Origin of the sequence: Shewanella sp. c952, assembly GCF_019654975.1 — a bacterium.
Lineage (GTDB): Bacteria > Pseudomonadota > Gammaproteobacteria > Enterobacterales > Shewanellaceae > Shewanella.
Map to the genome: position 1 here is coordinate 75,777 of NZ_BPEW01000002.1, position 24,207 is coordinate 99,983.

Consider the following 24,207-nt stretch of genomic DNA (forward strand, 5'->3'; position numbering starts at 1 on the left):
GCTTGATATATTTTCTATATCGGTAGAATCGTTTTACATAGATGTTTTAAGGCGGTAACCTCGCCTGTTAGCAGTTGAATGAATATTCAATACATTTTTTGCTTAAGTACAAAACTCAGTTTTTAGGCTGCAAAGCAGAACTCGATATTTAGGGTAGAAAAAAGTGTCAGAAAAACAAACCCACAACATTAAAACAATACTTACGTTTATTGTGCCATCACTGATCGGTCTGCTGTTATTCATGACCCCTATCAGCTATCAAGATGCGATCACGATTCCTATTGCTATTATCTCGAAATCTTTACAGAGTTTCCTCGGTGATGCGCTTATCGGTATCGTGACAGGTATTGTTATCTTCACAGCGATAGCCTCCGCACTGGTAAAAGCAATTAAACCCAAATTGGTCACAGAAAATAGTTTCTTAAACTCATTGTTTAATGTCACACCAATATGGTTAGTCATTCGCATTCTAGGTGCTATCTTTATCAGCCTGACTTTCTTTGGTGTTGGTCCTGAAGCTATTCGTTCTGACGATACTGGAGCACTGGTATTGAACGACCTCTTACCTGTATTGTTCTCGGTGTTTTTATTTGCAGGCATGTTACTGCCGCTTTTGCTTAACTTTGGTTTACTAGAACTACTGGGCACCCTGCTTACTAAGATTATGCGCCCTATCTTTAACTTACCAGGACGCAGCGCCATTGACTGTATGGCATCTTGGTTAGGTGATGGTAGCGTAGGGATCTTAATGACCAGTAAGCAGTATGAAGCACGTTTTTATACCCAACGTGAAGCTGCAGTTATTGGAACGACCTTCTCAGCAGTATCAATCACTTTCTCGCTGGTGGTTATTTCACAGGTACAACTCGAGCATCTATTTGTTCCCTTCTATTTAACAGTCTGTTTTGCTGGCTTTGTCGCCGCGATAATCGTGCCTAAGCTACCACCACTGTCTTGGAAGAAAGATCTCTATATTGATGAAACACCACGCCATAAAGATGACGAGGTTATTCCAGCGGGTCACGGTGTTTTCTCTTGGGGACTCGATCAAGCATTAACAAAAGCCTCACGTGCAGGCGGTATCAAACATACTTTAACTGACGGCGTTAAAAACGTTGTTGATATGATTTTTGGCGTGATACCAGTCGTCATGGGGATCGGTACCATCGCCCTAATGATTGCCGAATTTACGCCTGTATTTAATTATCTAGGCATGCCATTTATTCCGCTACTAGAGTTGCTACAAGTGCCTGAAGCTGCTGAAGCCTCTAAAACAATTGTGGTCGGTTTTGCGGATATGTTTATTCCCGCTATTCTTGCCAGCTCAATTGAATCAGACATGACTCGCTTTATTATTGCTGCGCTATCGGTCACTCAGCTTATCTACATGAGCGAAGTTGGTGCACTATTGATGGGCAGTAAAATCCCAGTCAACTTCCTTGAGCTTGCAGTGGTGTTTATCTTAAGAACATTGGTTACTTTGCCTGTTATCGCTGGTATTGCACACCTGATTTTCTAATCGAATAATCACTAGCAATATAAAAAAGAGCGCTGAGGCGCTCTTTTTTATGCGCGTCATTAATTTGCCATAAAATATTCATCTTGCAGTCAACTATCGCTTTTACTCTATCGGCATCCCCCAGCGTTAACTGGCAGGACAATGAAAGAGAAGCAGCAAGGATTAGCACACAGCAAAACAGCACTTTTGAGCAGTGCACTCGTGAGTCATATTGATAGCATATCGCCAATCAATAACACCGAGAAAAATAGCACTGAGCGACACTTCAATGCCATTTGGTTGTCGGATGTTCACCTCGGCAGCAAAGACTGCAAGGCTGAGTATCTGCTACAACTGCTAAATTCACTGCACACCGATAAACTATTTCTCGTTGGCGACATCATCGACATTTGGGCGCTAAAGCGTAAGTTTCTCTGGCCACAGAGCCACAACCTTATCCTACAGAAACTACTAAAAATGGCCCGCGAAGGAACACATATTGTGTATATTCCCGGTAATCATGATGATGTATTCAAACCTTATGATGGATTCCACCTTTGGGATCTGACCATTAGTACAGAGCACATTCACATCACCGCCTCTAACCGCAAAGTATTAATGGTGCACGGCGATCAGTTTGATTCCGAAGTGTGTATTGGCCGCGCCTACGCCAAGTTAGGCGACCACCTTTATGATCTACTGTTATTTCTAAATCGACAACTGCATAGAGTTCGTAACCACTTAGGTTACCCTTATTGGTCGCTGGCAAGTTACGTGAAACTTAGAGTCGGCAAAGCTCAACAAGCCATCAATAACTACCGTAGTGCCGTCATACGCTATGCAAAATCTAAAGGGGCTGATGTGGTCGTCTGTGGCCATATCCACCAGCCCGAACTTAGCCTCACAAACAATATTATTTATGCCAATGACGGAGACTGGGTAGAAAACTGTACTTTTGTCGCTGAATCTCAATCTGGTGATATACAACTTTTGAAGTGGCAAGAATCGACAAGCAGCGCCCGACTGATTAGCGCTTTTCAATTTAGTCCGCAGCGCGATTCGCCAAAAACTAGACGTGTAGCCTAACCTCTTAACAGCCATAGAAGGGCCTGATTATGATTTTTACCGTCGATAATGTCGTTGAAAAGAACTTACCATTGCTCGATAAGAGTCCATGGTTAGCAACTCCCACCAAAGCAATGCTTCGTTATCTACTTAAAGAAAAAGAGTGCAATGACATTGCCAACAAATTTTCATTTTTACAGGGCGTCGACTTTGTCGAACAAGTACTCAACAGCTTCAATTTCAGTTACAGCGTTCCTAACAATGAAGTTGAGAATATTCCGATAGAGGGGCGGGTGGTTATTTATGCTAACCACCCAATTGGTTCGCTCGATGCTTTAGCCATGATAAAGCTTATCAGTAAAGTAAGACCCGATATCAAAGTGGTCGCCAATGAGCTACTGATGGCGCTGGAGCCATTGCACTCGATATTATTACCAGTGCGCAACATGACCGGCGGTACCCCAAAACAGCATCTAGATAATATTCACAAGCACCTGCGCAATGAAGGGGCGGTGCTGATTTTCCCCAGTGGAGAAGTTTCACGCTTGCGCCCTACAGGTGTTGTCGATCTTCACTGGCACAGTGGCTTTCTAAAAATAGCTAAAGCCTGTAATGCGCCCTTGTTACCTATGCATGCAGATGCCAAAAACTCAGCTGCTTTTTATGGCGCTTCAATGCTTTATAAACCATTAGCCAGCTTGATGCTGGTAAAAGAGATGTTTAAACAAGCAAAGAAAACCATGCCTGTGCGTATTGGAGAGTTGATCCCAAAGGAGGTGGTAAATAGCTCTGATTTCCCCCTAAAAACAAAAGTTAAGCTACTCAAAAATCATCTTTATCGCATTGGTAAAAATCGCAGTCCACTATTTACCACCCAAAGTGCAATCGCGCACCCTGAGTCTCGCAGTGAATTACAAACGGCACTGTTACAATGTGAGCTCCTTGGAGAGACCAGCGACGCTAAGAAGATTTTTCTATATCAGCATCAATCAAGTAATCCGATCATGCGCGAGATTGGTCGCCTCAGAGAGATAGCCTTTCGCGCGGTAGGTGAAGGTACCGGTATGCGCCGAGATACAGATAAATACGATCGCTACTATCAACATTTGGTTTTATGGGATCCCGTCGACTTAGAGATCGTCGGTTCATACCGTTTCGCAGGCGCCAAAGAGGTACATCAAAAACAGGGAAGTAATGCACTGTATAGCCAGTCACTCTTTAAATATCAACCCGCCTTTGCGCCCTACTTTGAACAAGGCCTAGAGCTCGGTCGGAGTTTTGTACAACCAAAGTACTGGGGGAAGCGAAGTTTAGATTACCTCTGGGTTGGGATTGGTGCATTCCTCGTTAAAAACCCACAATATCGTTATTTATTTGGTCCGGTTTCTTTAAGCGATCATTTACCAGACCCGGCAAAAGAGCGATTAATCCACTTCTATAAAACCCAATTTTCTAATGAGCAACCTCTAGCGCATTCATTTAGTCCCTATATTTTCAATGAAGACAAGCTACAGCAACTCAACAAACAATACTCCCAGTTAGACTATTCTCAGGGCTTTAAACAACTCAAACAAACCATGGCCAGTATGGGCGCAGCAGTCCCTGCGCTCTATAAGCAATATGGCGAATTGTGTCATGATGATGGGGTTAGCTTTCTCGATTTCGGCATAGATGCTGAGTTTGGCGATTGCATTGATGGACTAGTGCTTGTTGATACCCTGAAACTGAAAGATAAGAAGCGCAGCCGTTATTTTGACTGTCACCAAGCAGAAGTAGGTGCCATAAAGTAGTGCTTAAGATAAAAAAGAGCCAGCTTTATAGGCTGGCTCAGTTGAGTTAATCTTGCTAAGAGAACAGTTTAAATCGCCCAGCCACCCATATAGAAGACGACCAAACCGATAGTAATCGCTAACACACCTAGCTTTAATTTGCGCCACTCACCACTACAAATTCTGCCTATAACTAACGTCACAAAACCAAGCATAATACCAGTAACGATGTTACAGCTTAAGATAATGAATACCGCACAAGTTAGGCCTGCCATTGCATCGACTTTATCGTCAAAATCAAGCTTGGTGACGTTACTTAGCATGAGCAGTCCAACATACATCAATGCTGGCGCAGTCGCGTAAGCCGGAACTAAATAGCTCAGAGGTGCTAAGAACATCATTAGCAAAAACAGAACACCTACAATCGTCGCCGTAAGACCCGTCTTTCCACCCGCCGCAGTGCCCGCCGCCGATTCGATATAGACAGCCGCTGGAGCTCCGCCGACAACACCAGCAAAAATACTACTGACAGAATCTGATGTCAGCGCTTTACCACCACCGACAATATTGTCTTTTTCATCAAGCAATTCTGCTTGGCCAGCCACTGCTCGAATGGTACCTGTGGCATCAAAAATTGCGGTCATCACTAATGCCAGAACAATAGGCAATACCACTGGGTTGAGTGCTCCCATCACATCAAGCTGACCGATAAGTGAGGTTTCAGACATTAAGTCAGGCAGTGCAAATAATCCCTGATAAGTTACGCTCGGGTCGAACACTAAACCAAACACAGACAACGCGATAATAACTAACAAGATACCGCCCGGCATACCGCGGCGCTCAAGCCCGATAGTGGCCGCAAGACCAACAATCGTTGCTATAACAGGTAGACTATTAATATCGCCAAGCTTTACTGGTAAGCCAGCGTCATTCGACACAATCAAATTCACGCTATTGGTCGCAATAAGTAACAGGAATAAGCCAATGCCGATGCCTGTTCCGTGAGCAATACCCTTGGGTAAATTGGTCAGTACCCACTGGCGTATGCCGGTCACACTGACAAGAGTAAATACAATACCCATTAGAAAGATAGCGCCAAGTGTGACTGGAATCGAAATCCCCTGCCCTAACACCATACTAAAAGCGGTAAATGCAGTCAGCGAGATTGCGCAACCAATCGCCATTGGCAGATTAGCCCATAGCCCCATAAGTAAAGAGCCAAAAGCGGCAATTAAACAGGTCGCAATAAACACAGCCGCAGGATCAAAACCGGCAGTGCCTAGCATGTTTGGTACCACAATAACGGAGTAAACCATGGCTAAAAACGTGGTAAAGCCAGCGATAACTTCACGTTTTAAGGTACTGCCACGGGCTGAAATATTGAAATATCGATCCAAGAGTGAATCGGAGGGAGCACTAGAGCTTGCCAGCGTCTGTTCAGACTTCATAATTATTTTACCTTGATCTCTTAAATATCAGTTAACTAACGACAATTCATTAGCGACACGGCTATGGCAGGTAGAGCCCCAAAGTAATTAAACTTGGGTGAGAGATCCACTTAACGCGGCTTGCGTCAGTGACCTGCGAGTCTTGCTGTCAGCAATTTTACCAGTCAATTGCTGACAAACATTATCTGGTAAAATTTACTCTTACCAACATAACCTTTGTTGGCGCGGAGTGTACCGTAATATAGTGCGTTGAGATACGAAACAGCTAACAGTTTTGAGTTACATATGTAAAAACACCGCTATTTTAAGTAGCGGTGTTTTCTAAGGCGAACAGTGTGCAATTCAATTTTGCTCTGTTGCATTAATAGCAGGTCTAATCTGCCTAGCGACTATCTTCAATACAAGTCTTTTAAAAATAGTAGTTTGCTTGTAACCAAGTCACAGTGTCAGCTTTCATGGTGCCAAACTGGTTTTTGTGCTCAGCAGTGTACTCAACCTTGGCGCCGACAGAGATATTACTGGTCACCATAAAGCCGCCACCCACTTCTATTTGGTTAATGAACTCTTTGTTCTTCAGGTGGTAAGTTGTCTTCGGGTTAGCATATATCCAGTGACCGGCATCAAATCCGTACATTGCATATATGCCGGCCTGAGCAAGACCTGAACGGTCATATTTGTTGTCTTCACCAGGGCGTTTCACCTGTGTGGCACCACCGCTAAGCATTGGGAAGATAGAAATGTTGTCAGTTACCTGGAACTTATAGATTAGGCCACCGAGAACAGTTTGAGAGTTTGCATCAGCAAGTACGTCAACAGAGTAACCAAGGCCATCAGTCACATGAAAGTAGCGACCACGGCCGTTTAAATCGCCAGTTTTATTGTCGGCAGCAATATCAAGCTGGAAAATATTGGCACCAAAACCGACCATACCATTTAGTTGAGTAGTATCTTTATTGGCAGAGATACCGACGGTTGAGAAACTGGCAGTTGGATCACCGTAGTTAACATCTTGCTCAACTTCTGGCTCTGCAGCAAAAGCATTGAAAGAGAATAAAGTTGCGATTGATAGTGCAGTTAATGTTGAAGTAAGTGTTTTCATAATAGTGCCTCTTGGGTTTGATTCGAATAATTAACTGGCGCCAGTATCCCAAAAGATGTTTAATAGGTTAAATCAGATAACATTAACAAAACGAATAGGTGACCAATGCTAAATCTTGAACAACTTAACGCATTTGTAGCTGCAGCAGAAAAAGGCTCTTTTTCGGCCGCTGCTAGACACATAGGTAAAAGCCAAAGCTCTGTCAGTATTGGGGTCAACAACCTTGAACTTGACTTAGGGGTTAATCTATTTGATCGAAGCACTAAATACCCTACGCTGACCCAGCAGGGTGAGCGGCTATATCAACAAGCAAAAGTTATCATTCGCCAAGCCAATAGAATGGAAAACTATGCTCAAGGTACAATCGAAGAAGTTGAAGATGAATTGGTCATTGCCGCTGACCCTCTTGTGCCTATGTCAGTATTTGATTCAGCGCTTGAAAAAATGGCGCAAGCATTCCCATTTACCCGTATCAAGTTGGTTAAGTTATTTGGTGATGAACTCAACCGTGCACTAGTAGAGAAAAAAGCTAACCTTGGTTTCAATATTGCGTCGGATGCTATTCCTGAAAACTTAGATTTCGTCACCATCACTCAAGTGGAGTGGGTCTGTGTTTGTAGCCCTGACTCCAAGTTTGCAGATATGGAAGTGATAGATAATGAAATCCTAATCACAGAAAGGCAGATCACCTGTACCAGTATGCTGCAGCATAAGTTGCTTAAAAACTCGACGATACTATCACAGGAAACTTGGGAGGCATCAGATCAAGACGATATGATCCGTTTAGTTGAACAAGATTTGGGCTGGGCTTTTTTACCGAAAACTATGTTAGATGAGAAGCTGGCAATTGGCACTATTAGTCAATTCACACCAGAGTTTAATAAAACTAAAATGTACTCAGCAATTGATCTGATCTGGAAATCTAACAGCCCTAAAGGGCCTGCGATGAGTTTTATTGTTGAACAAATGCAGCGATAGTGCTTATGCCTTGGCTATCTATTAACAACTAGATAGTCAAGGTCAGCTTAGGTAATATCATTTAATTCAACCTAGCAGATTTTCGAGTAACACTTGAATATGCAACTGCTCATCTAACAAAGTTTCATAAGTAACAAATAGAGCGATTAGTGCGACAGTAGAAACCAGAGTCACTCCTTTATCAACAAAAGAAACATCTGCTTGAGCTTTGGTATTATTTAGGCCATCGGCTTTATGAGTGAATAATTTATTTAGAAATTTAATTGGCATGCTAGCCTCCAAAATTGATTTGCGGCTATTTTCCAACTAAATTAACTATAGTGTTAATTACTTTGTATGACACAATCGAATAGGTAGCTTCAAACTAAGCATTAAAAAACATCTCGTCTTCCTACGCAGCTTCCCATCGTCACAACCTATTCGCTATACCTATAATAGCTAACAAATGCTATTCACTAAACTTCTATAAGATAACGGCAAATCTTATCCGAGATCAGTTAAATCAATAATGAAGTTGATGATATTAAACCAACTATCACAGCATTCTGAACTGCTATTAACAAATATCAAGGACAGAGATAAAACCTCTCTTTAAAGCAAATTATATAAGGGAATCAATTCACTTTAGTTTAGTTTAGTTTAGTTTAGTTTAGGAAGCCTATGACCTATCTAATCCGTTATACGTTTTATCACCAATTAGGGGCAACAACTAAGCGCTTTACAGACAAAGTCATCATTAAGGACACCACGCTACAAGGTGCCAAAAAACAAGTGACTGCGCGGGCTATAAAGGAAGATCTGCAAAGCTTTAAAATCACTTCAGCTGAGCTCATGTTGTAACAACCTAATTAGCAATTCTCTTTACCCACCGTAAACCACAGAGTAGGTCTAGCTTGGGCTAGATCCACTCTCTACCATTTCCGCCCTCTTGTTAGAAAGCCACTGTGACCAGACCGAAAAATGCCTATGCCGAACAGTGAGATCTTCGCTGTTATTCTACCTCAAACAACCCATTCGATTTGTCGATACAAACTAACTCTTAGTATTGAATATATTCAAATAAAATGTGCTTCAAGTTAATCACACTATTACGACGAGGTACCACTATGAAACTTAAACATCTATTGATCACGGCAACCCTGAGCCTCAGCTGTGTAGCCACAAGCTCACTTGCTGATTACTGCGACGATACCTTAGGCAATGTTGTCGGCGGTGCACTAGAGGGCGGCTTGATTGGCACAGGGTTAGGCGCTATTGCCGACGGCAGAGAGGGCGCTAAACGTGGAGCGCAAATTGGCGCTGCAGTCGGTGCTATTGATGGCCTAATTGAAGGCGAAATCAGGCGAGATCGCTGTAACCGTGACATGCAAGATCTTGAAGACGGTTTAATCATGGATGAACTCGATGATATGGCAGTAGAAGACGCCATCGCCGACGACATCATCTTTAGCGATTATTAGTTTTGTCGCGCGCTGTTTTAACGCAGCGCGCAATCCTTGGGGGAGTGAACATGAAAACTAGCAACAATAAACCGGCCGTAAAAACGGCCTTAGTAGGCGCATTATCTCTGTTAATGCTGCCTAACATTGCATCAGCAAGCTTTATGGATGGCTTTAAAGATCCGATAGATGGGCGTATAGACGCTAGTCAATGGATTTTGGATAACTCAGCTGGCTTTATGCCTATTCCACTGATTATTACAGAGCCAGCTGTGGGTACTGGTGGCGGCGCAGCCTTGCTGTTTTTTCATGAAACGGAGGAGCAGAAAGCTATCCGTGAACAGAACCCCGAACAAGTCTCTGAGATCCCACCAAGCGTTACTGGTGTAGTCGGTGCAGCCACTAGCAATGGAAGCTCGCTCGCAGGAGTGTTTCATTCAGGAAATTGGAAGAACGACAATATCCGTTACTTAGGCGGTATATTCGGCGCTGACTTCAACCTACAGTACTACCAAGAGGGCTCAGATCAAGCCAATAAGTTCAACATTAAAGGCTTATATTTCTTCCAAGATATCGATTTTAGGATCGGTAGCAGTAACTTCTTTATCGGGGCTGATTACGTCAATATGAGTTCAGAGGCATCTTTTGACCTCTCTTCTATGCTGCCAGGTGTTGACCCCCTGGCATTAGATAGTACAGACGCTCATTTAGGACTCAAATTCACCTATGACAGTCGAGACAATCAGTTTGCCCCCAGAAAAGGCACCAAAGCTGGTGTGAAGGCCAATATGCATGGCAAAGGTGTCGGCGGAGATTTTGATTATCAAGATTATCACGCCTTTGTGCAGAGCTATCACCGGGTAGCCCCTAAGTGGGGAGTCGCCATGCGCCTTGATGCTAAATCAACAACAGACGGTGCACCTTTTTATGCTAAACCTTTTATTGATATGCGCGGCATGGCAGCAATGCGTTACCAAGCTGATAATACCGCACTCGCTGAAGTAGAGGTCAGCTACGACATAGACGACCGCTGGACTGTTTTAGGTTTTGCAGGCACAGGCAAAGCAGTCAATAACGACCAAAGCTTTAATCAAGCTAAGTGGCAAAATGCACAAGGTGCAGGTTTTAGATACCTAATCGCTCGTCAGCTCGGGTTAAGAACTGGAATTGATATCGCTAAAGGCCCTGAAGAGTGGACTGTGTATCTACAATTCGGTGGCGCATGGTAACTCGTACTTACTTTCGATAACAAAGGAGACTAATGGCTCCTTTTTTTAATTGTTAAAACCAACTACCCACCCGATAAACGAATATTTACTAACTGTTACCTATAAGAAAGTCAGTACATAATAGCCCCATACACAACAATGATGATGAGCAAACACAATGAAAAAGATACTAACGGCACTACTTTTTACACTGGCATTTACTGGCTGTGCTAGCAACGATGTCGCTCGAGAAACCCAAGGGGAAATCTTAGCCAATCAAATGGCTAAGGCAGATAACGAAGGTGGCGGAAAAGCAGTAGGTCAACTAGCCAGCCTTGCCGCATCTGACAGTGACACTAGGCTAACAAGCTGGATCATCGGTGGACTGGTTGGTGACGCAATAGAAGAGGCGACTTTAGGTCAAGTTTCTGAACTTGTCATCCGTCTTGATAATGGTCAAGTCGTCAGCGTTAAACTCGACATCTATACCGAAGAGTTTAAGCAGGGTGACAAGGTAGATGTAAGCATCAACAAGTATGGAGAGGCAATTGATATTAAGCCGCTAACGGTTAGCAATCATGCAGCTAAAACATCAGAGAAAGGATTGCATCTACACGATACAGCTCTGCTAGCAAAATAGTCAGCACTCGGCTTTACGGTGCAAGTTTTAACAATACAAAATTTAGAGACTGATAATAGTTTCGCAGCGTAGTGACTACACTCCCAGGTCGCTACGCTTTTTTATTTTTATATAACTTCTAGTCGCTATATAACTAGCTGCTTTTGACAATAAGTTCATCATCTCAAGCTACCTACTACAAAAACGAATACTAACTAACTGTAACCCACTCTATATTATATAGATAATGATAGGCTCCTAACCCTCAATAAAATACAGCATGAAAATAACAGTCACTAGCCTACTACTCACTCTGTTCATCAGTGGTTGCTCTAACAAAGACGCCTGCCAAGAAGTTCAGGGAGAGGTACTAACAAACACAATGACTCAGATAAGAGATGCTAAAGCTGCTGCTAATAATGAATTAGCAAGACTAATGGTTGCCGATCGACATGTTAGTTCACCGGGCTGGATCCTCGGCACTGCCACTAAAGACCCAATTGATGAAGTAACACTCCAAAAGGTGTCTGAAGTGACTGTTCGGCTGGATGACGGTAAAATTGTCAGTATGGAACTAGACCATTATGCAGATGACCTTAAACAAGGCGACAAGGTCTCCGTCAGTATCAACCAGAACGATGAGGCAATGAATATTAAAACGCTAATAGCAAAAAATCGTTCAGTAAATAGAACGGATAAGCTGTTACATCAACGCAATACCCAGTTGCTAATAAAGTAGTTAAGCTTTAATCAGTAAAAGCGGTGAAACACATTAAACATATAAACTAAAAGCAGTCATCGCAACGCAGTGCCTATTTAAACAAAGCAGCGTTTATAATAGGTTAACGCTTCCCCTTTGAGCCCAAAGCCCGTTTTTTAGCACGTTGTCTTTGCGCTGCTTTACCATTTTTGCGCGGCTGCACGTCCATTTTGGTTAAATCTGGCTCAAAACCCGGTAACCATTGCTGCGGTAAACGTTTATCCAGCAAAGACTCAAGCTCTTCGAGCAAGCGAGCATCATCTTCACTGTAAAGTGTAATGGCTTTACCTGTGCAACCCGCTCTACCTGTGCGGCCTATACGATGGATATAGTCTTCAGCAACAAATGGGATCTCAAAATTAACCACATAATTAAGCTCAACAATATCAAGCCCACGCGCCGCCACATCCGTTGCCACTAACGCCTTAATATTGCCCGCCTTAAAATCATTAAGCACTTGTTCGCGCGCACCTTGACTTAAATCACCATGAAAAGCTTTAGCAGCAACACCTGCTGCAGCTAACTTACTGGTAATAGTATCGGCGGTTTGTTTCTTACGGCTAAAAATAAGTACTTGTTGCCAGTCATGCTTAATAATTAAATGGCTAATTAGGGCAGCCTTTCGCTCGCTATCAACCGCATAGACTATTTGTTCAATACTGTCTGCGGCGCTATTAGCCTTATCAACTTCAATGCGTTCAGGTTTGTTAAGTAGCTGCTTACTTAGGCGATAGATAGCATCTGAAAAGGTCGCCGAAAACAGTAGAGTTTGTCGCTCCGCTGGCAGCTGCTTTAGAATGGCCTTTATCTCATCCATAAAGCCCATATCCAGCATTCTGTCGGCTTCATCAAAAACCAAGGTTTCTATCGCCATTAAGGATAAAGAACCACGGCGCAGATGATCCAGTAACCTACCAGGGGTAGCAACCACAATATCGGCGCCTGCAGCCAGCGAATTTGCCTGAGCATCAATGCTTACGCCGCCATAAATAACCACACTTTTAAGCGCGGTATTCACCCCGTATTCAGTGACACTTTTATTTACTTGTACAGCAAGTTCACGAGTCGGTACTAAGATTAAAGCACGAATGCTATCAGTCTTTTTATCAACAGACTGTATCGCCAACTTTTGCAGTATTGGTAGGGTAAAAGCCGCGGTTTTACCGGTGCCCGTTTGAGCGCTCGCCATTAAATCTTTACCACTTAAAATAGCCGGAATGGCAGCAGTTTGGATCGGTGTAGGCTCGTTATAGCCTTTTTGCTTTATAAGGCTTAGTAACTCGTCACTTAATAATAAAGATGAAAAAGACACCTGCATGTACCTAAATATTGCTATAGAACTTGCGCGCATAGTAACAGAAAATATCACAGTTGTTTTATTCGCTTTAGCTGGTAACTCAGCCAAGCAATGGCAGCGAGTTATTTGAACATATTAAGCTTGAGAGACTATACTCAAAACTCGTTTAAGAGGGATCGAATAACGTGATAAATAATAACAAGATAGTGCTATCCATAACCATTGCAACTTCCAGCTTGCTCTCAAGTAATGCAACCGCAATTGATTTCTTTGACCCCATTGATGGTTACTTTGATGCAGGGGAATATCTAGCGGAAAATGCCTACGGCTTTCTGCCGGTGCCTAGCATTATCACCGAACCGTCAGTGGGTAACGGTCTAGCGGTAATGGGGTTATTTCTGCATGAGACTGACGCCCAAAGAGACAAACGAAAAGAGGTCGCCACCCACTCCATTGATGGTGGTGCACAACTACTCACTCCTGGCATATCGGTTGTCGGAGTCGGCGCCACAGACAATGGCACAAAAGTGGGCTTTGCTGGACATAGACAAACATGGGGCAAAGACAGTATTCGTTACTTGGTCGGTGGCGGCTATGGCGATATCAATATGAGCTATTACAGCCAAAACGATTTTGCTGATGCCCTCTCCCTCGATCTTAACTTGCAAGGTTATGGATTACTGCAGAAATTCCAGTATCGTATTCCTGGTAGTGCATTCTTTGTCGGTGTATCACAAAAATTCCTTAGTGTTGATATGAGCAATCGACACAAAAATAGTACTATTCCAGCAGAACTGATTGATAGACTCACAGGGTTATTAAACGCTTCACCTACAGTGTCGGCACTTGGCGCTGTTATCGAATATGACAGCCTCAACAACTTTTTTCTGCCTACCAGCGGCTATAACTACACTTTTGAATATGATTGGTTTAGCGAAAGCCTAGGCAGTGATTATGATTACCAAACTTTGAATGTTGAAGGTATCAACTATTGGCCACTATCTAAGAAGCTGACATTTGGATTAAAGGCGCGCTATCAATCTGTTACAAGCGATGATCGCCTACCTGTATTTGCTTATCCTTATATCGACCTCCGCGGTATTCCAAAAAATCGCTACCAGGGCGAAAGCGTTGGCTCAGCGGAGGTGCAACTAATGTGGAAAGTCACTCCGCGTTGGATGTTGCTTTCCTTTTTAGGCAGCGGTGTGGCTGGAGATTCGAGCAGCTCAATGTGGGACAGCGATGAACAAAATGCTTACGGAGTCGGCTTTAGATACACAATAGCCCGTCGTTATGGCCTACATATGGGCATCGATGTTGCTAAAGGCCCTGAAGATGTAGCCTGGTACGTTAATGTTGGCACTGGGTTTTAATGCTCACTAGGGGCTGTTGATCTTTCGAGCTTAGTTGTTGTTCGGTTCTTTACCGTAAGGAATAATGCTTCTAGTACAAGGCTTGAGCGATAAAGCTTAGCTGGCTAAGTGAAAAGCTCATAACACATTCTAGTCATAAAAGAATAGAAGCATTGAATCGAACCCAAAGGGCCGCGTTTCTTGGCTATTTTTACTGTGTTGTAGACTATTTGTGGAGAATAACTAAACGGCATAGCCTCCGCCTTGTCAAAATAGCCAATAAACTGCGGCAAAAACAACCGTGAAAGATCAACAGCCCCTAGTAATATAAGCAGCAAAACATGAGCCAAGTCACAAACTACAGCAAAGCATGATAAAGCAAATGCTAAAGTGACGACTGGATCACAACGCTAACGGCTAAAAAAACGACAATAGCAGCCGGTTTAATTATGTCGTTATTGTTGGTCGTTCTGTGTTCGAGTTATCTCATCAAGCGTTATTTTGGGTTCAAGCGATAGGTTTTGTGTCTATGGCTATCGGTTGGTGGGCAAATGCTCAGTCATGCGATGCTAAACTCGTCTCAGGCAACCTGTTAGCATCTGGCTTAACAGCAATCCACTTGGGGCTGCTTGGCAGTACCTTAGGCATGATGAACCAACTGCTTAATATTGGTCGATTTGGCAGCTGTAGAAGCGAAAAAGCACGCTGTGGTTGGCGGATAACATTGTTGCCGCTGCTGTTTTCAGCGTTAGCTGTAATACAAGGCTTTATTTGGGCTGAACATTGGTCTGAATGGTGCGCTGTTGCTGCCGCTGTTTTAATGAGCTACGCCCTGTTTTATTGCAGCTCGTTGAAATTACGTTACGCCATGCTATTGAGTAACATACTTAACCTAATGCTATCGGTTCACCTGCTTTCATGGTCGGGTATCGCTTATCAGCTAATCACAATTGCGATTATCCTTAAGGGATTGCCCGCTGTAAAGCAGCAGTCTTACGCACTAGAGAGCACAGCTTAAGTAGAACTTTACAGCTAAATTAGCTTAAATGTCAGCAGAATGTTTTACTCAAGTTCTTCATTAAATTACTATAGCGACGAAAATGTAATGCACTGAAGTTGATAAAGGGATCGCAAGACAAGGAAAGCAATATGAATGAACGTCGACAGTTTTCAAGGGTTTTATTTTCCAATCAAGCACAACTTCGCTGCCAAGAAGCCGTCTGGCAAACAACATTGCTCGACATTAGTCTCAATGGTGCGCTCGTAGAAACTCCCGCGCAATTTGCCCCCGAAACAGGGCAGCTGCAGTTAAGCTTTACCATTCCAGACTCTGATATTTTGCTGCAGATGGAAACTCAGCTCGTTCACCAAAAAGATAATCAACTGGGCTTAGCTTGTCGGCATATAGATGTTGAAAGTATTAGCCATTTAAGACGACTGGTTGAACTTAATGTTGGCGACCCAACACTACTTAACCGAGAGCTGGCGCTATTTATTGATATGCGCAGCCCTGAAAAATAACTCATGCCCAGGGCCGGCTAGCGGCTCAATAGTTATCGCTAACTTTTGTCATTAGTTAATCAGCTCAATAAGTTCATGGACTGTTTTAATCGCATGGACTTTCGCGCCTAACCCTTCCATCGATTTATGATAATTCCTAAACGGAATATAGATCTCAGTAAAGCCGTGCTGTACCGCTTCTTTCACTCTAGCTACGCCGCTATCGATTGGTCTGACATCGCCATTAAGACTTAACTCACCCATGATGCAGGTTGTTCTTGGTACCACAAAATCATTAAGACTACTGAGCAGTGCCGTAACCAAAGCTAAATCGATACAGGTTTCAGACTCATCAATCTTCAAGCCTCCGACCAAATTAAAGTAGGTATCGTGGAAGATTTTCGTCTTGGTATGTTTGCGTAAAATACCGGTTAACATCTTAATACGATTCATATTAAGACCAACACATACCCGCTGTGGAAATTCGCCCTCGGTTTCAGTGGTCAAACATTGGATCTCAAGTAGCAGATTGCGATTACCTTTACGAATACAGGTGATCGCGGCTCCTGGAGATTCAGTGCTCGAACCAGAGAGGAATATTTCACTGGGGTTATCAACACTCAACATACCGCGCTCTGTCATGCGAAATATACCAACGGTATCCACATCACCAAAACGGTTTTTATTCGCTCTAAGTGTGCGCACTTGACCGTCATTGCACTCGATATGGGTTAAACAGTCAACGATATGAATAAGAGTCTGTGGGCCTGCCGTTTCATTGTTTTTATTCACATGTGCCACTAAGAACATGGTGACATTGTTTTGCTTACAGTATTGTGTCAGCGCTTGGGCACTGCCTTTTACTTGTGAAGGCGAACCGGGACTGCCATTCGCCATCTCAGTGACGACCGCTTGAATAGAATCAATCACTGCAAATTTAACCTGTTTGGCTTCAAGCTCGGCAATAATAGCCTCTACGCTAGTCTCAGCCATAAGGTAAAGATTGTCTTCGTTGCAATTCAGCTTTAATCGATTTACGCGATTTTTAAACTGCGATAGAGATTCCTCTGCAGTACAATAAAGAGACGGCATTAACTGCGACATACGCGAAACAAGATCAGACAACAAAGTCGTTTTACCCGCACCAGGGTCGCCAGATATGATGTTTACCGAGCCAGTCGTTAGGCCCCCGCACAATACTCTATCTAACTCTCCTATGCCGGTCAGTCTCTTTTGTGCCTCGACCTCTTCAATCTCAGTGAGCTTTTTCGAACCACCACCAACAGCGCCAGCGTAACCAGCACTGGTTGCTGTTGTTGGTTTAATGGTAGAGATCTTAAGTTCACTAATGGTGTTCCACTCTTGGCAAGCACTACACTGGCCCTGCCAGCGAGGAAAGTCTTGACCACATTCATTACATACGTAAGCTGTTTTATTCTTTGCCATGATTCTTTCTAGGTAGTATAAAGTCGATAAAGTATCGGCACTTTAAGCCGATAACTATGAGTACAAGGAAGATAGTACTGGAAATAATTATAAAAACTTGCCTGTGAGCCTATCAGCCATTGGTCCAATAAGCATCCTAAAAGAAGTAATAGATGAGTTTAGATCTGCATAATGCGCTAATAGAACAACTAATCCCCTTACTCATGGAACCCGATTTCCATGAGTTGTTTGAACAGCTCACTGCAGAAGAGTCAAATTCCACCCGTTTTCTGCTTAAGATGGAACTCAACCGATTAGCCGCTAGCTGCACTCGAATTATCGACCTACGTAATAAAACCGATCTCCGCTGTGAAAGCTTTGAGTTTGGCGCACAAACTCACTTTATCGATCCACCAGCGAAAGCCAGTTTTCAAGAAGCGTTAGCGCTATATAGAGAGCAATATACTCTTGGCGTTTACGAGCAAGTCATCGCGGCCCATAAAGCACGAATACTAAAAGCCCGCAGCAGTGCAAACAGTGGTGACAATACACCAACGCCATACGTCGCAGAAGGTGTCGTACTGGGTAACTACTTTGCGCGCAGTGAAGAGCGCATGAACTACAGCATGAAAATTGAAGTATCCCAAGCGATGCAACAATACATGGGGATTACGGTAGACTTGTCGGTCGGTGGTGCACGAATTCGCCTGCCCGCGAAACAAAACCTCAATGCCAAGCAGCCAATTAGAGTCAAATTACTAGAGTTAAGTGATGACTATTATCACCGAGATCTTCAACAAGGGGTTGAATACGAAATTGTCGATATTGAGGGCAATAATGAATACAACTGGTTGAGGCTAAAACGAATTTCAGGCAGTGAGGCTTTGGCTGAAATGTTGGGTAAACTTATAAGAGGGTTTAAGTTCCGATATAAAGTTGATGTCAATGATGTGCTGGTCACCGCCAAAGGGTTAGGTTTCGAACGTCATTATCTGCCACATCTACCGCACCTTGCACTCTTTATTGAGCACAAGGAGCAAGGTAATGCGGGGCTTCAATATTTGCCAACCCATCTTTTTTTAGGCCGAGACAATCAGGCTATTTCACAGTACTTTAAAGATGAGTCGGGTGTCACTCAGATTAAAGCACTGCTCACTCCCTCCCGTTTAAATGCCATCATTAACTCTGATGATAACAGCGCCCACTGCCAGCTTTTTTGCTTCACCTTTCAAGCAAAAGGCAGCAAATATTATTACTCTGCAACCTTGGCTGAATTACAAGAAAAACAGTTACAGGCGCTGTTTTTAAGCTTTGGCGCGACCAAACCAAGTTGGCGTGTTTTCCATGTTGCTCGGCAAACCATCGATCACCAACAATCGTATCGTGCGAGTTTATTGCCTGGGGATGACGCTAGCTATAGCGCATTAACCGAGACACAACTAGCGGCATTTACTCATGTGATCCAATTGATCGATGTCACTAATGATGCTGCAAACGAGCAGTATCAAACTTGGAAGAATTTTAACAACAGCAGTGCCAATGAACTTAAAGTTTTTGGTCAGAAAAAGCTTAAAACACATAATTTGAAGCAGGTCTCGATGCAGTTCAGCGAGCGTCGTAATGAGGCTCGCTTTGCATTTAAAACCCCGGTCTTATTAACTCAAGGGAAACTCAGCGCCACGGCATTGACTCAAGATATCTCCAGTAAAGGGATGCAACTGACCACTGAAACCGCGGTTGAATTTAACCCAACGGCTCCCATTGCTGTTAGCTTTCCCAAATTACAAACCATCGCTGGAAAAACCTCTTTACAACATCTGCCCTACCGTCTTATACGCACAAGAAAGAACGGTGTGACTTTGCACCTTGCCGCGCAGATAGGACATACCCCTCATATTGGCGTTGAGTTCCTCAATCGCTTAATCGAGCACAATAAAGATAAGTTCGATAAGCTCACTGAGAACAATCATGAGGTAAAAGAGCTTGCCGATGGAATGAAAAACATACTGCTCAGAAAGCTGGTGTCTGTGCCTTTTTATCTAGAAAAAACATTGAAGTCAGCTTACGTCTCGACTATCGGGATAGGTAAAGAACAAAACCATATCGCCAATATCTTCGCCTCTAATACCAATAACTTATTGGAATATGATTTAGCGCCACTGTTTCAAGATGGCAAGCTCAAACGCGATATTGTGACCCCGATTCGCACCATGAAACCACAAAACGGTCTGTCTTTTTACGAAGTTTATCTGCAAATATCGCAGCACTCTCAAGGTAAGATTAACGTTCGCTGTATCGCAGATTCCGATATTAAGGATAGCGGCCACTTACAACAGTTCATCGAGCAAAGTAGCCGCCTCGGTGAATTTTTAGCATTACGCGTTTATCGAGGCGCAGTAGGAAAGCCGGATCTAGACTATATCCGTAGAGAACGAGAATACATAAAGATCCATGCTCAGCACAAAGGCAAAAAGCTAGAGGAACAACTGTGGCGAATTATCGGTGTTGGCGAGCTGCTCGATGTGACTCGCGAGGTCTTATTACGTTTTCCTGCGCTTGATACTCAGGATTAAATCTGGCTAAGCGATATTCTTAATCAGCAATAAAAGGCAGCGCTAGTATTCACTAGTGCTGCCTTTTTTATTACCTTTTTAGCAATTAGCTAATATAACTTTGTCCGGCATATACCACAAAGTGGCGTAGTGCTAGCACTCCTAAAATGGTGCTACACGAGACCGTGATTAAAAAGCCTTTAGTATGACGCCATGCCTTTGGCGCTAAGGTACTTGCCAGTACAGGCACCACTAGACCTAAGCCAACCACACCAATCCAAAACACACTTGCCCATGCGCCAGTGGTTATCGCGGCCGTTGCCGCTTGTGCTGCTGGGCCTGAAAAGTTAAGCCCGACAAACAACAACACTAGACAAAGCGCTTCGTTAAACGCCACTGGATACTCGATACGGTGCACTTGCTCAATGCAATCAGACTCTTTCTTACTAAAGAACAGTGTCGCAACGAGTATATTACCCGCTGAGCCGACCGACATTGCCGAAGCTAAAAACAGCGCCGGTAGTACCGCGGTATTTAGGATAGGGTAACTAATCATCGCCGATAATAGGAAACCAGTGTAAACCCCAACGCCTAAAGCGAGCGCAAAAATAAGTTTGTTAAGGCTACCTTCAAGTTGACGACATACCTTTAATACTCCAGCAAGCCAAGGCGCATAGTGCAGTACTTGCTTTTCGAACACTAACGCAGCAAATACAAATACTAACGGAATATACACCAGTAACGCGATCACCCCCCATGCCATAACCGAACTCAAGTTGTAATTGAGTAAGATATGATAAAACTCAAAAGGCTTAGTTAAATCAAGTACTAGCAATGCCATACCTAAACAGATTGCCACAGGGCCAATCACTGCTGCCGCCTTGATAACCGGTAAACCTTCAGTGGGTAAACCACGGTTCTTTTTGTACCATTTAAGCCCTATTGCCACCAGCATTGAGCCTGCGGACAATCCCGCCATGAATAGGTAAACCGCGATGATCCAGTTCCAAACAACGGGATCGTATTGCTCCATTGAGCCCCATATATTGTTCATGCTTTGATCCCCCCTCGACGGCTTGGAATTCGGTACACTCTTGGTTCAGTACCAAGGTTCACCTTCTGTTGGTAGTTCTGTTTGGTGTCTAACACCTTACGTACTTCTGAGTTCAAATCGTTGGCATCGCCGAAAGTGAGTGCATCCGTTGGGCAAACACTGACACAAGCAGGCTCTTCTCCTCGTGCTAAGCGGCTCTCTTTACAGAAATCGCATTTGTCTGGCACCCGCGTTTCAGGATTAATAAAGCGCACTTTGTAAGGACACGCTGCAACACAGTAGAGACAGCCCACACATTTGCCTTCATTGATTGAAACGATGCCATCGTCATTGACGTACGCTGCACCAGTAGGACAAACCTTTACACAAGGCGCGTTTTCGCACTGCTCGCAAGAGACACGATTGTACTTAAAATGTAAGTGGGGGAAGTTGCCATATGGCCCTTCAATTCGAACTTGTAGCCGAGTCACGGACTCAGGTACATTATTTTCGCTGCGGCAAGCCACGTTGCAGGCTTGGCAACCAATGCACTTGTTTTCATCGTGCACCAGAACATAACGTTTAGTCATAATGATCTCCGATTAAATCTTGGCAATTTTGACGCCGGTGGTATGCAGGTTCATACCTGTCACCGGAGACGTAACGTGAGGAAGTAAGTTACCGCAATGCACGCCTTTACCCGTTGCTCGCGCTAGCTCTTTGTTTTTAGAACCGCAGCCCATGTAGGCAAACACAGTATCTGGACGTATACCTGGCGTAACCAAGGCATGCCCCTCTTCACTGCCAGTATCGTTGTAGATACGAATAGCATCACCGCTGGAGATACTCAGAAGTCCTGCTGTAATAGGGTGGATCCACACAGCATTGTCAGACATCAAGTTGGCAAGCATCGGCACATTTTGTGTAGCAGCATTGGTATGAACTGCCACCTTGCCTTGAATGAAAAACAGCTCATCGGCTTTTTTCATATTCACTTCTCGGTAGCGGATTACGCCGCGTCCTGGCGCCATCTTTTCGACTTTGTTAGAACTCAGTTCAATTTTACCCGACGGTGTCTTGAAGCTTAACTGGCTTGCATAGGTGCCATCTTCATCCAATGGCTTAGCATTGGGATAGCTCGCGCTGAACGCTTTGACCATTGCAGGTTCACGCAGCAATAACGGCTTACCATAGCTAACCCAACCATCACTTTTTATCTTGTTTAGTAGCGGCGTATTCTTATCAACTTGAAATAGTTGCAGTGTTTCCATGTTCTGCCACGGGAAGAATTGACCTTGGCCTAACTTATCGGCTAGCTCTTTCCAAATCATCCAGCTTGGTTTGGTATTACCAATGGTTTCCACCACTTTCTGGCGCACATAGTAAGCTGGGTTCTTACCCGACTTATCGACAATCTCTTCATCACGCTCAAGGTAAGTCGATTCAGGGAGGAAGATATCGGCGTAAGCTGCACTTTCGCTAATGTAGATATCGCAAGCGACCACAAAGTCGAGCTTTTGCATCGTTTTAACGATCCTTGCTCTGTCTGTCATGGTTTGCATTGGGTTGGTGCGGCTCATTACCCAGCCGTGCAGTTGATAAGGCTTGGCGTCGAGTGTGGAGTCTAGAATAGTCTGGTAGATCCCGCCTGATGACCACAATAGTGAGTATTGCTCGTCAACCATGTCGATGCGTTTTGCATCAATTTTTGGCATATCTTTTACGCCGGGTTTCGCCAACGTAGGCGCGACATTTTCTCCTGCAAATTTATTGTATTTGGAGGCTTTCTTGCCGAAGTACAAACCGCCTTTTCGCTCAATATTACCCACTAACACGTTGGCAGCATAAAGCGCTCGGCGCATTTCAAACTCTTCGGTAGTAAATGAGGAGCGGTGACCAAAATCAACCAATACATGAGGGGCTGCAGCGGCATACTCGTGGGTGATGCGACGAATATCTTCTGCAGGCACATCACTGATAGATTCAGCCCATTCAGGTGTATAAGCTTTAACTTCTTTGGCAAACTCAGCGAACCCTGTAACAAACTCAGCGACAAAGGCTTTGTCGTACAGATCATCTTCGATAAGTGTATGACAAATGGCCAGTGCCACCGCAACATCGGTGCCGGGCTTGATGGCATACCACTCATCGGCTTTATCTGCCACAATCGAAAAGCGCGGCTCAAATACCACCAGCTTAGCGCCCTTTTCCATTTGTGCATTCATCATGCCTCTGGTTTCAGACATATTGATGCCTTCATAGAGGTTATGCCCAAAGTTGATGATGTACTTAGAGTTGCTCAAATCACGCTTAATTTTACCGCCAAACATGGCCTTGGCTGCAACAACATAACCCGCTGGACAAGTAGATGCATGGGTAAAGGTATTAGGGCTGCCAAAGGCTTTAGCAAGGTGAAAAAGGTGACCAGAAAGAGAACCCGATTTTGACGAGAAAGCGACGGATTCGGCGCCGTGATCTGCTTTAATTCTATTAAGATTTTCAGCAATGGTTGCATAGGCTTCGTCCCATTCAATCTCTTGCCACTTCCCCTCTCCACGCTCACCAACACGCTTTAATGGCTTAACGATGCGTTGCTTATCGTAAAGTTGACTGTGACCTGCTCCGCCTCGAGCACAAACCGCACCACCATAAGACTTAGCATTTGCGTTACCCAATATCGACACGTTCTTGCCATTAACAATTCGTGCCGAGATAGGACAACGTGTGGAACACATTTCACAAATACTGGCAACGGACTCAGCGCTGCCCTTCAATGTTGATTCTCCAAAAGCGGCTAACGAGCCAGGTAAGCTTGCCAGTGCGCAGCCTGCTGTCGTTGCGCCAGCCCCTTTAATAAAGGTTCGCCGATCTAGTTTCATGATGATTCTCCCAGTAGACATTGGAACTCAGTGCTTTGCTGGGAACTTGCGGCCTTTCGTTAGCGTTTATGCTAGAAAATGGCTGCCGCCCCAAACTTTTCACCATTGTCTGCTAGGAATTATCAGCTGAATATTGTGGTAAACCACATATCGACATTTACATATTACGCTTTGTGAGTCGTTTCACAGTTCAGTTTTCGTCCAACATAAACCGATAGAATATGTCTATTGTGGTAAACCACATTTCGATAAGCTTGCGATAAATTTAAGAAAAACCTTCCCAAAA

21 protein-coding genes are annotated in these 24,207 nt (G+C 43.9%); 13 read left to right on the plus strand and 8 right to left on the minus strand.

Features of this window, described 5'->3' with window-relative positions; genetic code table 11:
* Nucleotides 1-163 precede the first annotated feature (163 nt).
* From K5R16_RS02140 to K5R16_RS02150, 3 genes are all read left to right on the plus strand, one after another.
* Complete coding sequence (locus K5R16_RS02140; protein ID WP_220735913.1) at nt 164-1,519, plus strand: YjiH family protein; 1,356 nt, start codon at nt 164-166, stop codon at nt 1,517-1,519.
* A gap of 141 nt (nt 1,520-1,660) precedes the next feature.
* Nucleotides 1,661-2,584: a UDP-2,3-diacylglucosamine diphosphatase gene (locus tag K5R16_RS02145; RefSeq protein WP_220735914.1), complete on the plus strand. Its 924-nt coding sequence runs from the start codon at nt 1,661-1,663 to the stop codon at nt 2,582-2,584.
* A 23-nt stretch (nt 2,585-2,607) separates the two neighbouring features.
* Nucleotides 2,608-4,353: a GNAT family N-acyltransferase gene (locus K5R16_RS02150; protein ID WP_374758371.1), complete on the plus strand. Its 1,746-nt coding sequence runs from the start codon at nt 2,608-2,610 to the stop codon at nt 4,351-4,353.
* A gap of 68 nt (nt 4,354-4,421) precedes the next feature.
* Here K5R16_RS02150 and K5R16_RS02155 read toward each other — a convergent pair whose 3' ends face one another.
* Both K5R16_RS02155 and K5R16_RS02160 read right to left on the minus strand, forming a co-directional pair.
* Nucleotides 4,422-5,780 (minus strand): NCS2 family permease, encoded by a 1,359-nt coding sequence (locus K5R16_RS02155; protein WP_220735916.1) that lies wholly within the window; start codon nt 5,778-5,780, stop codon nt 4,422-4,424.
* Between the two features lie 409 nt (nt 5,781-6,189).
* Nucleotides 6,190-6,879: a hypothetical protein gene (locus K5R16_RS02160; protein ID WP_220735917.1), complete on the minus strand. Its 690-nt coding sequence runs from the start codon at nt 6,877-6,879 to the stop codon at nt 6,190-6,192.
* A gap of 105 nt (nt 6,880-6,984) precedes the next feature.
* On the opposite strand from K5R16_RS02160, the gene K5R16_RS02165 reads away from it, so the two are divergent.
* Nucleotides 6,985-7,857 (plus strand): LysR family transcriptional regulator, encoded by an 873-nt coding sequence (locus K5R16_RS02165; protein WP_220735918.1) that lies wholly within the window; start codon nt 6,985-6,987, stop codon nt 7,855-7,857.
* A gap of 66 nt (nt 7,858-7,923) precedes the next feature.
* Here the strand turns inward: K5R16_RS02165 and K5R16_RS02170 are convergent, their stop codons facing one another.
* Entirely contained in the window at nt 7,924-8,127 is a 204-nt protein-coding gene (locus tag K5R16_RS02170; protein ID WP_220735919.1) for a hypothetical protein, read from the minus strand.
* A gap of 390 nt (nt 8,128-8,517) precedes the next feature.
* Between K5R16_RS02170 and K5R16_RS02175 the strand changes: the two genes are divergently transcribed.
* The 5 genes from K5R16_RS02175 (at nt 8,518) to K5R16_RS02195 (ending at nt 11,862) form a co-directional block, all read left to right on the plus strand.
* The gene (locus tag K5R16_RS02175; RefSeq protein ID WP_220735920.1) at nt 8,518-8,697 is read left to right on the plus strand and encodes a hypothetical protein; all 180 of its coding nucleotides are present in this window, start codon (nt 8,518-8,520) and stop codon (nt 8,695-8,697) included.
* Nucleotides 8,698-8,963: 266 nt separating this feature from the next.
* A complete protein-coding gene (locus K5R16_RS02180) occupies nt 8,964-9,317 on the plus strand; it encodes a hypothetical protein (RefSeq protein ID WP_220735921.1) in 354 nt (117 codons plus the stop codon).
* A 50-nt stretch (nt 9,318-9,367) separates the two neighbouring features.
* Nucleotides 9,368-10,525: a BamA/TamA family outer membrane protein gene (locus tag K5R16_RS02185; protein ID WP_220735922.1), complete on the plus strand. Its 1,158-nt coding sequence runs from the start codon at nt 9,368-9,370 to the stop codon at nt 10,523-10,525.
* Nucleotides 10,526-10,682: 157 nt separating this feature from the next.
* Nucleotides 10,683-11,144, plus strand: coding sequence for a hypothetical protein (locus tag K5R16_RS02190; protein ID WP_220735923.1), 462 nt, complete (start codon nt 10,683-10,685; stop codon nt 11,142-11,144).
* Nucleotides 11,145-11,403: 259 nt separating this feature from the next.
* Complete coding sequence (locus K5R16_RS02195) at nt 11,404-11,862, plus strand: hypothetical protein (protein WP_220735924.1); 459 nt, start codon at nt 11,404-11,406, stop codon at nt 11,860-11,862.
* 103 nt (nt 11,863-11,965) lie between these two features.
* Here the strand turns inward: K5R16_RS02195 and K5R16_RS02200 are convergent, their stop codons facing one another.
* Entirely contained in the window at nt 11,966-13,195 is a 1,230-nt protein-coding gene (locus K5R16_RS02200; RefSeq protein ID WP_220735925.1) for a DEAD/DEAH box helicase, read from the minus strand.
* 170 nt (nt 13,196-13,365) lie between these two features.
* Here K5R16_RS02200 and K5R16_RS02205 point away from each other — a divergent pair, with 170 nt between their 5' ends.
* The 3 genes from K5R16_RS02205 to K5R16_RS02215 all read left to right on the plus strand — a co-directional run bounded on the left by K5R16_RS02205 (nt 13,366) and on the right by K5R16_RS02215 (nt 16,053).
* A complete protein-coding gene (locus K5R16_RS02205; protein WP_220735926.1) occupies nt 13,366-14,553 on the plus strand; it encodes a BamA/TamA family outer membrane protein in 1,188 nt (395 codons plus the stop codon).
* A gap of 451 nt (nt 14,554-15,004) precedes the next feature.
* On the plus strand, nt 15,005-15,550 hold the full coding sequence (locus K5R16_RS02210; protein WP_220735927.1) for a YgjV family protein: 546 nt from the start codon (nt 15,005-15,007) through the stop codon (nt 15,548-15,550).
* Nucleotides 15,551-15,681: 131 nt separating this feature from the next.
* Nucleotides 15,682-16,053, plus strand: a complete 372-nt coding sequence (locus tag K5R16_RS02215) for a PilZ domain-containing protein (RefSeq protein ID WP_220735928.1) — start codon at nt 15,682-15,684, stop codon at nt 16,051-16,053.
* A 51-nt stretch (nt 16,054-16,104) separates the two neighbouring features.
* Here K5R16_RS02215 and radA read toward each other — a convergent pair whose 3' ends face one another.
* A complete protein-coding gene (radA, locus tag K5R16_RS02220) occupies nt 16,105-17,478 on the minus strand; it encodes a DNA repair protein RadA (protein ID WP_220735929.1) in 1,374 nt (457 codons plus the stop codon).
* 152 nt (nt 17,479-17,630) lie between these two features.
* Between radA and K5R16_RS02225 the strand changes: the two genes are divergently transcribed.
* The gene (locus tag K5R16_RS02225; protein ID WP_220735930.1) at nt 17,631-20,030 is read left to right on the plus strand and encodes a PilZ domain-containing protein; all 2,400 of its coding nucleotides are present in this window, start codon (nt 17,631-17,633) and stop codon (nt 20,028-20,030) included.
* Nucleotides 20,031-20,115: 85 nt separating this feature from the next.
* On the opposite strand, the gene nrfD is transcribed toward K5R16_RS02225, so the two are convergent.
* Genes nrfD through phsA form a run of 3 tightly spaced genes read right to left on the minus strand, consistent with a single transcriptional unit; the run spans nt 20,116 to nt 23,921 of the window.
* Nucleotides 20,116-21,063, minus strand: coding sequence for an NrfD/PsrC family molybdoenzyme membrane anchor subunit (gene nrfD, locus K5R16_RS02230; RefSeq protein ID WP_220735931.1), 948 nt, complete (start codon nt 21,061-21,063; stop codon nt 20,116-20,118).
* On the minus strand, nt 21,060-21,632 hold the full coding sequence (locus K5R16_RS02235; RefSeq protein ID WP_220735932.1) for a 4Fe-4S dicluster domain-containing protein: 573 nt from the start codon (nt 21,630-21,632) through the stop codon (nt 21,060-21,062). Before K5R16_RS02235 ends, nrfD begins: the two co-directional genes overlap by 4 nt.
* Nucleotides 21,633-21,644: 12 nt before the next feature.
* The gene (gene phsA / locus K5R16_RS02240) at nt 21,645-23,921 is read right to left on the minus strand and encodes a thiosulfate reductase PhsA (RefSeq protein ID WP_220735933.1); all 2,277 of its coding nucleotides are present in this window, start codon (nt 23,919-23,921) and stop codon (nt 21,645-21,647) included.
* Nucleotides 23,922-24,207 lie beyond the last annotated feature (286 nt).